This window comes from Marilutibacter spongiae (assembly GCF_014145325.1).
Classification (GTDB): domain Bacteria; phylum Pseudomonadota; class Gammaproteobacteria; order Xanthomonadales; family Xanthomonadaceae; genus Marilutibacter; species Marilutibacter spongiae.
Map to the genome: position 1 here is coordinate 327,818 of NZ_JACHTF010000002.1, position 11,841 is coordinate 339,658.

8 protein-coding genes and 2 pseudogenes are annotated in these 11,841 nt (G+C 60.9%); 8 read left to right on the plus strand and 2 right to left on the minus strand.

All coding sequences use genetic code 11. From position 1 onward, the window contains the following. The first annotated feature begins 144 nt into the window (after positions 1–144). Positions 145–330, plus strand: coding sequence for a hypothetical protein (locus H4F98_RS03115; RefSeq protein WP_182685194.1), 186 nt, complete (start codon positions 145–147; stop codon positions 328–330). Positions 331–398: 68 nt separating this feature from the next. Here H4F98_RS03115 and H4F98_RS03120 read toward each other — a convergent pair whose 3' ends face one another. Beyond that, complete coding sequence (locus H4F98_RS03120) at positions 399–1,874, minus strand: amidohydrolase family protein (protein WP_220479056.1); 1,476 nt, start codon at positions 1,872–1,874, stop codon at positions 399–401. Between the two features lie 205 nt (positions 1,875–2,079). Between H4F98_RS03120 and H4F98_RS16780 the strand changes: the two are divergent. The 3 genes and pseudogenes from H4F98_RS16780 to H4F98_RS03140 all read left to right on the plus strand — a co-directional run bounded on the left by H4F98_RS16780 (position 2,080) and on the right by H4F98_RS03140 (position 4,251). Continuing rightward, positions 2,080–3,224 (plus strand): annotated as a pseudogene (locus H4F98_RS16780) (serine hydrolase domain-containing protein). Between the two features lie 38 nt (positions 3,225–3,262). After that, complete coding sequence (locus H4F98_RS03135) at positions 3,263–4,069, plus strand: hypothetical protein (protein WP_182685197.1); 807 nt, start codon at positions 3,263–3,265, stop codon at positions 4,067–4,069. After that, positions 4,066–4,251 carry a hypothetical protein gene (locus H4F98_RS03140; protein ID WP_182685198.1) on the plus strand — a complete coding sequence of 62 codons (186 nt, stop codon included), beginning with the start codon at positions 4,066–4,068 and terminating at the stop codon, positions 4,249–4,251. The genes H4F98_RS03135 and H4F98_RS03140 overlap by 4 nt, the downstream gene beginning before the upstream one ends. A 144-nt stretch (positions 4,252–4,395) precedes the next feature. Here the strand turns inward: H4F98_RS03140 and H4F98_RS03145 are convergent, their stop codons facing one another. Beyond that, complete coding sequence (locus tag H4F98_RS03145) at positions 4,396–4,764, minus strand: DUF6164 family protein (RefSeq protein ID WP_182685199.1); 369 nt, start codon at positions 4,762–4,764, stop codon at positions 4,396–4,398. 657 nt (positions 4,765–5,421) lie between these two features. Between H4F98_RS03145 and H4F98_RS03150 the strand changes: the two genes are divergently transcribed. The 4 genes and pseudogenes from H4F98_RS03150 to H4F98_RS03165 all read left to right on the plus strand — a co-directional run. Then, entirely contained in the window at positions 5,422–6,123 is a 702-nt protein-coding gene (locus H4F98_RS03150) for a Fic family protein (RefSeq protein ID WP_220479057.1), read from the plus strand. Between the two features lie 14 nt (positions 6,124–6,137). After that, a complete protein-coding gene (locus tag H4F98_RS03155) occupies positions 6,138–10,724 on the plus strand; it encodes an RHS repeat-associated core domain-containing protein (protein ID WP_182685201.1) in 4,587 nt (1,528 codons plus the stop codon). After that, positions 10,721–11,086, plus strand: a complete 366-nt coding sequence (locus H4F98_RS03160; RefSeq protein WP_182685202.1) for a hypothetical protein — start codon at positions 10,721–10,723, stop codon at positions 11,084–11,086. Before H4F98_RS03155 ends, H4F98_RS03160 begins: the two co-directional genes overlap by 4 nt. 85 nt (positions 11,087–11,171) lie before the next feature. Then, positions 11,172–11,750, plus strand: a pseudogene (locus H4F98_RS03165) (IS5 family transposase); the annotation flags it as partial. Positions 11,751–11,841 lie beyond the last annotated feature (91 nt).

Here is an 11,841-nt window from a genome sequence, read left to right on the forward strand (position 1 = left end):
TCCGGCGTATTCGCCTCCAGGCCCTTCATCGCCCCGCTCTTGCCCGGCGGGCATGCAGCAGCGCCTTTTGGACCATGCATCACGACACCGCGGACCGCGGCGCCACTACCCTAGGCCGCATCATCCCATCGTGAGACGCACCGAATGAAGTACCTGCTCGTCCTGCTGTTCGCCCTGTCCCTGTCCGGCTGCCTGTGGGTGCCGGTCGACTTGGACGGTCACTCCGGCAAGGGCCTGGTCTGCCACAAGGGCAAGAAGACGCTGGAACTGCCGCCCGAGGCGATCAGCGCCCACCTGGGCCACGGCGACCACCGCGGCCCCTGCTACTGAAGCGACGTTCGCAGGAAGCGAGCCAGGCACCCGGGTGGCGGCGAGCGTCGCACCCGGGTGTTTTTTCATCACGGCCGGGTCAGGCGATTCACCACGGTGCGCCCCTCCTTCATGACGAAGGCCACGTCTTCAAGGGCGCCGATGTCCTCCAGCGGATCGCCGCGCACGGCGATGAGGTCGGCCCTGGCCCCCGCCTCGATCGTCCCGATTGGATGCCTGGGCGCAAGCAGCTCGCCCGGCAGCAGGGTGGCCGAACGCAATACGTCCATGTTGGACATCCCCGCCGCGACGTAGCGCGGATAGATGCGCGCGGCGACCTGGCCCCGCGTCAGGCCATCCGCGCGGTAGTACGCATCCGATCCGATCGCGATGCGGATGCCGGCGGCGACGGCACGGCGGATGCGTGCCCGGTGGTGTTCGGCCGTCGGGCTGTCGGTCGGCACCAGGGCGATGTGCTTGCGTGCCATGACCGCCAGCACGTCGTCCGAGATCGTGTAACCGTGTTCGATCGAATCCACGCCTGCCTGCACCGCGATCATCGCGGCGGCGTCGCCGTGGGTGGCATGCGCGGCCACCTGGACGCCTGCGCGGTGCGCTTCGTCGACGATCGCTTCCATCTCGCCGGGCGACAGCATCAGACTGTCGGAATTGACGATGACCTTGATCCAGTCGGCGCCGTCGTGGATCGCCTGCCGCACGGCCCTGCGGGCCTGCTCCGGGCCGTCGACCTGCACGTACTCGCGCGCCACGAGCGGCTGCGCCGCTTCCACCAGCTCTTGGAACTGACCGCCCACCGGCGACAGGGCACGGGTCGACACGAACATGCGCGGCCCGGGCACCCATCCCCCGTCGATGGCGTCGCGCAACGCGACATCATTGTTGATGCCGGAATTGCCGAGGTCGCGAACCGTGGTGAAGCCTGCTTCCAGCATGTCCCGCGCATTGCGCGCGCCCAGCAGCGCGCGGTCCGCCGCCCTCATCTCGACGATCTCCAGGATGCGATTGGCGTCGTCGTCGCCGTGCTCGCGGTCGTACTCGTGCAGCAGGTGGGTATGCACGTCGATCAGTCCGGGAAGCAGGGTGACCTCGCCCAGGTCGATCACTTCCGCTCCCATCGGCATGCCAGCGCCAGTCTCGATCGAGCGGATCTCGCCACCCGCGATGACGACTGCGACGTCATCGATCACCCGACGATGCCGCACGTCCACCAGATGCGCGGCCCGCACGACGGTCAGGGCCCCATCCGCGGTGTCCTGCGCGCGCCCGGGAGAAGGCAGGGCCGCCAGGACGCAGGCAAAGGCCATCGCAAATTTCGCAAACAGCACTGATCTCATGAACATTTCCTCGTTGGTACGGAAGTCGTCACGAACCCCACGTCGTGACGTGGGCGGCGGTCGGCACTCGCGGGGTCCCGCCCCGCCCGGGCGTCCGTGAGACGGATGTCCGCCCGGACACCGGCGTAGCGCCTCGCACGCGTCTGGGCGCGCAAGCCCCGCGGGCATCGAAGCGACGCCGCCGCGAAGGGATACGTCAAGGGGATTCACCGGGCCAAGCGGCCCACACTACGGATGCGGCGCCGCGACCAATGGTTGGAAATTCGCCCCTTTTGTCCGGGCGGGATCCTTCGCTGGTCGGCCCACGGGACGCGTTCCCGCACGGACAACGCGTAAACCCTCCCGCAGGTTTCGGCATCGGATGGAGCCCGGCCCTCCAACGGACAACGACATGCGACTGCTGCCCCTCGCCGCCATGCTCCTGCTCGGCGCCTGCACGACGATCGCTTCAACGCAACCCCCACCGCCCGCGAACGGCCGTGTCGCACTGCCCGCCCCCGATGCCGGGCCGGCGCTGGACGCGGTGCTGCGTCGCGAAGGCATCGTGACCGCCGGTATCGGTATCCTTCGGGACGGGAAGCTGGTGTGGTCGCACTACCATGGCGATCAAGCGCCCGGCCAGCGGGCCGGCGCCAGCACCCGCTTCAACGTCGCGTCGATCACCAAGCTGGTCACTGCCGAGACCGCGCTGCGCCTGGTCGCGTCGGGCGACCTGGACCTGGATGCGCCACTCGCGCCGTACTGGGTGGACCCCGATGTCACCGGCGACTCCCGCCACGAGGCGCTGACGGCCCGCATGGTGCTCGACCACCCTCCGGGCTCCCCAACTGGCGCGTATTCCGTGCCGACCGCACGCTGGTCTTCGAACACGACCCGGGCACCCGCTACGGCTATTCCGGCGAGGGTTTCGAGTGGCTCGCCCACGCCATCGAAGCAAAGCTGGGCGCGCCCTTCCCCGCCATCGTGCAGCGCACCGTCTTCGATCCCGTCGGCATGACGACGGCGGCCATCGCCGTGGACAGGCATCACCTGGAAGGCATCGCCCGACCGGTCGACGCACAAGGCATGTTTCCCGGCTACTACTGCCCGCCCTACGGCGGCTGCAAGGCCGACGGCGCCTGGTCGGCGGCGGACGACCTGGTGGTGAGCGTGCCCGATCTCGCCCGCTTCCTCGGTGCCCTCCACACAGGCAGCGGCTACGACCGCGCGCTGGCACGGGAACGCGACCGCGTGCAGACCGATCGCGGCAAGGACCGGCTGGTCGATTGCGCCGCATACCCGGGCACGCCCTGCCCCGTCAGCCAGGGTTACGGCCTGGGCGTGGAAGTCGCCCACTTCGCCGATGGCTCGACCCTCGGCCATGGCGGCAGCGACTGGTCGGAAGACACCCTGGCCTACCTCTACCAGCCCTCAGGCGACGGTCTGGTCATCCTCCTCAACGCACCGCACCCACGGGGCGTACAGGCCATGGCGGACCTGATCGCCATCCTCGACCCCGACTCGCCCTACCTGCCCCGCTATCGCACGTGGCAAGCGGCCAGTCGGGACGGAGACGCTTAAGCGCGTTTGTTCGACCTCGGCGTCCCCATGGAGTCGAGTTGCGCAGCCACCGCCGCGTTGATAGTTTTTTTGATTGTCACAATGACGTGACATGCAAGGAATGCACTCAAATGGAAATGAGAAAAAGCTGTCTCGCAATTGCCACGATGAGCCTTCCACGGCTTGTTCCATGGGGACTCGCACATGCCTCCACACCCCCGGGTGATGTGATCGAATTGCCCAACGAAGGAATTGAGGACGGCCGGAGCTTTGAAGCACTCGATCCTGTCGCACAACAGTATCAAGTCAGCCATTCCGAAGTAGGCGCAATCATCGACCTTGCCACCAATCGGGTCTATGTCAGCAATTCAAAGGGTGAGAACCTTTCGATTTCGATTTCAGATGCGGTACTGACCGAAGCCGGATTGACGCGCGCTGAGTTCGAGCACGTGATGACTGCCCCCGGCCACGCCTTCGAAGTACGTTACGACTCGAACGCCAACGGACAAATGGACGATTGGCAGCTAACTGGAAACGGCTGTCTTTCCGCCCACTGCTCTCCGTGGAAGTTCAACAACTTCGACGCGCTAGACGGCTATGACGGCTTGAACTTCTTTGATCGATTTTCTACGTTCGGCGGCCCGCGCACGCCTCCCAGCCCCTCGGAAAGAGCCGCTGCATGCGACCGCGTCCGGGAACTATCCGAGAAGGGAATCATCGAAGCGGGAGTGACGGGCGTCAGCTGTGCAGCCGCGGCTTCGGTAGTGGGCGGAGTAGCGTGTGCTGGAGGCCTCATCAAGATGGGGTTCACGGCGCATCGGCGGAACCAGAATCAGAAGAAGTGCAAGTGCGAGGAACCGCGATGACACAGAACTTCCTCGTTGGCATGGCGATTGCGGCGATATTCGGCTATGTCGTCGGCATCCTGTCGCTTCGAAGTGCCCCTACCATCGAAAAACGAAGATTCATGAGCACGTTGATAGGCACAGCAGCGCTCAGCTTCTTCATGACATCCCTCGCGTACGAGTTGGGCTGGCTAGTGCCCTAGCGACTTGAACGTAACCTAAGCGAAAAGTGACAGCCGCCTGCGTGCGCTGCGGCAGGCGGGGATCAACGAGCGGCGGAGGTAGACACACTTGCCTGGTTTGCCTCCGCCTCCTCTTGTTCCCAGGCCCGCGTGCCGTCCAGCCTGTCAACCGCCCCCGAGCAGGATCATCGGCAGCGCCATGAGCCCGAGCAGCAGCACGATCGCGAGCAGCGTCAGCACCACACGCACCGGCTCGTCCCGCAAGACGGTCCAGAAGGTACCAGCGCTGCCGTCCCGCACCGCGGCCTCGTGCTCGGCGCGCACGCGTGCAGCGCGCTGGGCCTGGTAGTCGTCCATCAGGCGCCGCGCCCGCTCGAAGTCGCCGTTCTCGCTGACGTGGATCCCGCCCGCCGAGATGCCCCACATGCTCGGCGGGGTTTCATGGAAAGCGATACGGGCCTCGTCGAGCATGGCGCGCACGTCGTCGGCCTCGTCGTCGGGCACGTGGCGGAGGTTGAGCAGGAGTCGGGCCATGCCGCGATCTTAGCCGAGCCCCGAAATTGGGGTTAGGTACATTTCGTACCCAAATCCTGCCCGGCGTCCTGCCTCCGAGCATCGCGGCCCCAGGTCGCTCGACAAACAATACCGTCCCCTCTTCTGTTGAAAGCGACTCCCGATCATTCGCTCCGCGAGAGCACTAACAGTTTGCGAGCCGTAAATCGAGGCACTGGCTTGACAGCCAAAGGTCGCACCTCCTAGAGTCCGGCGCTCGGCAATCGAACTGATTGCCTCTACTGCGACATGGAAAGTCTGCTAAGGGGGACAGGGATGGCTCCAGTGGTCTCCGCACGAAATTGCTCTTCAAAGAGCGACGAAGCGCTCCGCATACCTATAGGGCGCTCTGACGCCATCCCCTCTGCCGTAACCGGGCTACCGATACGCTATGCGGCCCCTGAGCCCTTGAGTGAGCTTTTGTCTCGCTGCGCGGGTCAGCGACCAACTGACGTCCCAGAGCTTGAGTCGAGCATCGCAACGTGGCTGCTTCCCTTGGCATCCTATCGCCTGTCTGCAGGCGTTATCGATGCGAAGCTGGCGACAACTCTTGGCCAGGTTGCCATTGGACAGGCGGCATATCGGTCGCCCCAGGCGGTCCTTGAGGCTGCGCGAAGCGTCCACCCCCTTGCGACGAGCTTGCGCCAGGAGAACGTGTTCACTGGCGCAGCGACTGCCAGCCAAGCACGCCATGTCTATCCACCCTACGAGGCGCTGACGGAACTCGTCGATGACCTTGGACGCGTCCTCGCGTCCCCTCCCACAGACGTCAGCCCATTTGTTGTCGCCGCAGTGACAGGGATGTACTGCAGCTGTGTTCATCCCTTCATCGATGGCAACGGCCGCTGGGCCAGATTGATGACGGTCCAAGCCGGCGCGGCCGCTGGCAGCCCCGGGGAGGGGGTCGCCGCGGCAGTGTTCCTGGCAACCTTCAGCGCCGAACTGGCAGGTCAGGTATGGCCGGACGCGTTCATGGCGGGGCTCGATCCATACTTGCGCCTGGCCGGTGCATTTCGAACGTCCTTGTCCTCGGTACTGGAATGCGACCGTAGCAAGCATGTCTTCTCGCACGTGGCGCGAGCCATCCGCGGTGCGTCCCGATCCCCGAGAGATGGGGACCGCGCACTGCTGTGCGTACTGACGCAGAACTGCATTGAAGTCGCAACGTTGAGAAATGCCCTGGGTGTCTCGGAGCGGAGAGCCAATGCGCTGGCTGACGAGATCCGTAGCGAATTTGTCGGCACTCCCTTCTCGATTGCAAACGATGGCCCGGCAGTCATGTCCGGGCTTTGGAACGTTGCGGTTCAAGCTAAAGATCAAACCATAGGAAGGCTTACATGATGGAAGGAAGGTCCTTGGGAGTCGAGCTGAGTGCGCGTGGCAATTCAGATCTTGGCAAGGCGTTACGCTGCCTGCTCATCGCTGCGGTTGGCTCAGTCGCCGCGGTCGGTCAATCACATGCGCAACAGGTACCCGACAGCGTGCCTACGCTTGATCGCGTGACGGCGTATGGATTCCGGATATCGCGCCTTCCCATGGCGCCGCCGATGGTCTCTTTGAACACCGGGCCGCTGGCATCGATGAATCCGAACAGCATCTCCTTCTTCCTTGATGGAGTCCCTCAGGCTGGTGATTTCGGCTATGACACCGAACGGCCGGACCCTTCAGACCCAAGCCCCGGGACAGCAATCAATCCGCAACCCGACACCCAGTGTGGCGCTGTCGACAACAAGGCGCCACCTGCGATACAGAACAACCCTGTAAACGTAGTAGATGGCTACAAGCATGCATCTGCCGTCGACTTCCAGTCGGTTTCAAATCCCGATCTCAGATTCGAACGATACAAGAACCCGCGGTGGAAAGGGATAGGCGTTCTGGGCCAGTCGTGGGTGACGAACCTCGATCTGAAAATTGCGTTTTCCAAGACAGGCGTGATGTGCTACCCGACCCCGGGGAAACCATCCTGTAACGTAAGCAGTCCGACAACGCTGCATTTTTATACCGATCAGGGTGGCGTCATCCAGATGACCAAATCCGGTGGCAACTGGCACGGTACTGGAACAGCCTCGATGTACTGGGTATCCGTCATCGACGATGGAACTGCTGACAGCGGCAAATATCTTCTCCACACGCGCGGCGGATCAGCCTTTGGGCCAAGGATGGTATTCCGGCGCAACGGGTTTATAGACTATATTGACCAGCGCGACGGCAACCGCCTCACATACACTTACGACACCAGTAATCGCCTCACCAAGGTAACGCATACCTCAGGCCGGGCGATCACGTTGTCGTGGACCAGCGCCACGCCAGGGGCCGTGACCAGCATACAAGCGCCAAATGGCGGAGTGTATAGGTTCGGATACTACACGGCGGGCACCGCATACGCCTCGAACGTCGAGGCACCCATACTGCGCACGGTAAGCTACCCCGATGGAAAGGGTAACCTGGAATATATTCACGAAACGGGGACTTCCAACTCAACGGGCACGCCTCGCCCCTACACAAACGTCCATCGAATGTTGCAGATCAAGGTCAATGGCGTCCCGATCTCGACCTATACCTACAAGCTGGCGGGCCAGAACACGTCTGCTGTAGCGACTACGCAGCTAGCCAACGGCGCCAATCGCTATGTTTACAACTACGACTTCAACGGTGGCAGCCGTGAAGTCATCAATCCTTACCAGAAAAAGACCACATACCATGTAGAAGACGGGCAGATCGTTGAGACTGTAGGTGCCGCCACGACCAACTGCCCTTCTACCTTCAAGCTTGCGTCCTACCTTGAGAACGGTCTGTTGGAGTACGCATCCGATGAACGAGACATCGTGACCCGATACGAGTACGACAGCTTCGGTCGTCGCACAAAAGCGATTGAGGCAGCTGGAAGGCCCGAGCAGCGTGTCACGACGTGGGAGTATGACGCGGACCCAACGAACGTCTTGCGTACCGAACTCATCAAGTCGATCACCGTAAGTGGACTGCGCCGTACGACGTATACCTACACGCCAAGTGCGTCCACGTTCCCGAACGGCAACAGCCTCACTGCCAGCGTGACGTCCCGTAACCTGACGAACACGGGTGTAGCGAACCAGGATAGGAAAACCAGCTATTCCTACACGTTTCATTCAAACGGAATGATCGCGACATCGACTGAGGATGGCCCGCTAGGCGGCACCGGAGATCGCAAGGTCATGTCTTACAACCCCCTGGGCGATCTGGTATCCATCCAGAATGGCTTGGGGCACAAACGGACCTTCAGCGGCCACAATGCATTTGGTCAACCGACGAAGGTGACCAATGAGAACGGGGACATTATCGAGTACACCTACGATCTTCGGGGCAGGATCGTGAAAGAGGCTCGATTCTATAACGGGGCGCGCACTGAAACAGATTACCTGTATGACCTCAACGGCCGGCTGGACAGTATCAACAAGCCGTACGGCGCATCGCGGATCTTCCGCTACGACGTCGTGGGACGCCTCATTGGACAGTACGAGGTCCAGCCGAACGGGAAGTACGCATTCGAGTCCTATGACTACAACGCCGCCTCCGATATCGTCGCAACGTATCGCGGCGAAATTGCCAGCATCCCTGGCCCGGTCAACCCCATGCCTGCTTCGATACCTGGTGAAGACATTGGCGCCATCATTGCGCCCGGTATCGAGGTTTCCGCGGTGCCGACAGGGGCGACGGTCAGCTACCGGTCCATTGTGGAGTACGATGAGCTGGGACGCCCCCTCCGTATTAGAGGCGCAAACGGCCAATCGATACGTCGTACCTATGATGAGTCGGGCAACCTTGCCACCCAGACGGATGCCCAGAACAACTCCAAGACATTCGAGTACGATGGCCTTGATCGATTGATCACCTCTACCGACCCTCGCGGAAAGTCCACTCGTTACACCTACAATGCAGCAGATCAGGTAGTACGCGTCACAGACCCTCGCGGGCTAGTCACCAACTACAGCTACGATGGGTTTGGGGCACTTTGGAAACTGACCAGCCCGGACACGGGCGTGACGAATTACACCCTGGATGCAGCAGGTCGCGTCACGAAGATGGTCCGCGCCAACGGCAAACAAGTCATTTATACCCACGATTCACTGGGGCGAATCTTGACCGCGGTAGCGGGAGGGCAGACGCAGGAGTTCGCTTACGATGTGTGTTCGAACGGCAAGGGTCGAATCTGTAGAATTACGGATCGCACCGGGGAACTCACATATACATACAATCCTCAGGGATCACGGCTCACGCAGGGGCAAAGGATTGGGACCAGTTCGATCAACTTCGACCAGGCATACGCCTACGATAATCTGGGAAGATTGACAGGCATCAGCTACCCGGGCGGAGTCAGTCTAGGCTATGGATACTCGCTCGACAGCTTGGTCGCGGTGACTGCGAACATTGGCGGAGTCGCCAAGAACGTCGCAACCGGCATACAGCACTTGCCGTGGGGAGCAATAGCTGGATGGACGTATGGGAACGGCATCACGCGATCTCATCAGTACGACCAGGGATATGCCATCGGGGATCAGCGACTCACCAGCATCTATTCCAGGAATGGCAGCAGCTTTATTCAGAGCCGGACGCTTGAATACGACACTCGGGATCTGATCACACAGATCGAGAATGGCGTGTCCGGCAGCGCGACGTTTTATGAGTACGATGAGCTTGGGCGCTTGATCAAGGACGGCTCCGCGGCAGACCCCACGCGCCGTTATACACAGTATGAGTACGACGACAACGGAAACAGGGTCACCAAATACAGTCGAGCGCCCGGCGTCATGGTGCCGCCTATCCCCACTGTGATTGAGGCGGCGAGCAACCGTATTGACAACGTGAAGGGTGCACCCTTCACCTACGACAACGCAGGGAACACCCTGACCAGCAACTCCAATGGAGGCATGACCCTCGAATACGATGCCTTCAACAGGCTCGGCAAGGTTACGACGGAAGGAGTGTCCACGAGCTACTTCGTGAATGCGCTGGGTCAGCGGAACCGGAAAACGCAGGGAAGCGCCGCAACACAGTGGGTGTTCCTGTACGGCCTAGGAGGGCAGCTTGACGTTGACTATCACTGGGGCCCCAGGACGTGGACACATTACCTGCGATTGCCGAACGGCTCGCCGATCGGCGTTGTCCGCGGAGGGCAGCTCTACATGGCGCATACCGATCACCTGGGACGTCCCGAGGTCCTGACCAATAGCGCGAAAGCGGTAGTGTGGCGTTCGGGAGGCGGGACCTTCGACACAAACGTTTCGTTGGACCAGGTTGGGGGTCTGAACCTGGGGTTCCCGGGACAGTATCGCGACACCGAGTCAGGGCTGTGGTACAACAATTTTCGGACGTATGACCCGGCCCTTGGGCGATATGTTGAGAGTGATCCGATTGGCTTGGCTGGAGGTATTAATACCTATATCTACTCAGCCGCCAATCCCCTAAGCTTTATCGACCCAAGCGGCCTGGAGATTGCATACGCAAACCACGAGGTTGCTCTCGGCATCTATCATTCAAAGCTAGTGATAACTCCAATTGACCAAGCATACTGGGCAAATCATCCCGATTTCAAAAATAACATTGACTCCAATGGCAGGCATTTCGCCACTATAGGTGGCGGGCCTGATGTTTCTAGCGATGTACTTTCCGGCGGCATCAATCGAATCAATGATGTCACCAAACCAAATAGCAACATTACCCCTTTAACTTTGCCATGCATCTACAAAAATGAAAATTCTGCGATCGAGAAGCTTATGGGCATGGTTGGGAACTACAACAATCGAACCGTTCCTTATACGTTGATTCCTGTGGGGAACTGGCAGTTTAATTCCAACAGCTTTGTGAGTGGCATCGGCATGGCTGCAGGTTTTACTATGCCCGCGCATACTGGAGCACCAACCCCTGGATATGGAAATCCATTGCCGAGCTATCTATTTGACCGATGAATACAACAATCCGAGCTTCAATATCTCTTGTTTTATTGACCGCCTTGGGCTGCTCTCAACAGAGTCGGAGCGAGAGTCAAGCCATTAAAGAGGTCGAACGTTTCCTTGTCGCCGGCATGAGTGTCGACCAGGCGAAAATGGAGGTGAGCAGACGAAAGTTTCGAGATGTTCGCGTGAATGATGATCAAGGGGTTTGGATCCGGAGTCAGAATGAAGTCATAGGGGAGCGCTCGATTCAGTTTACCTATGATGATTATTGGGAGGGTTTTTTGCGGCGCGCGAACATTACGGTTAGCGTTGCTTTTGATGAGGAAGGCAGACTTTTGATGGTGAGCGCTAGGAAGACCGTGGATGCTCCCTAGGGATGCTCTGAACAATTCCCTCGGCGACAATAGCGCAAGGTTCGACGGATGACGACGATGCAGCTGAGCTTCGGGGACGCGCAACACGATCATCGCGGCGCCAAGTTCGACGAAGAACAAGGACGGCGAGCGCGACCCGGAGATGCACCAAAAGAAGAAGGTCAACCAGTGGCGCTTCGGGATGAAGGCGCACATTGGCGTGGATGAAGAGTCAGGCCTGGTGCACCACGTGGAGTGCACGGCAGCCAACGTGGGCGACGTGACCCAGGTGCACACGCTGCTGCATGGAAAGGAAGACACGGTGTGCGGGGTCAGCGGCTACACCGGTGCGGACAAACGCGAGGAACTGCAGGGCGTTGACGTCGCGTTCTGGATCGCGGAGAAGCCGTCGAAGCTGCGCGCGATCAAGAACAAGCGCGAACGCAAGGACGCCGAACGCTGGGAGCACTTCAAGGCCAGCGTGCGGGCGAAGGTGGAGCATCCGTTCCGGGTGATGAAGCGGCAGTTCGGCTACGCCAAGGTGCGCTACCGCGGCCTGGCGAAGAACACGGCGCAGGTGCTGACGCTGTTCGCAATGTCGAATCTGTGGATGGCGCGGCGACGCTTGCTGCAGCCGGCGGGGTACCTCCGACGTCCCCCCGCCTTCAGTAGCAAGGCGGTTTAGAGTCCGGGATCAATCGTAGCGGATGCCAGCTGGCTGGCGTAGTCGCTCGGGGTCAGTCCGCCGAGCACCTTCTTGGGTCGCTCCTCGTTGT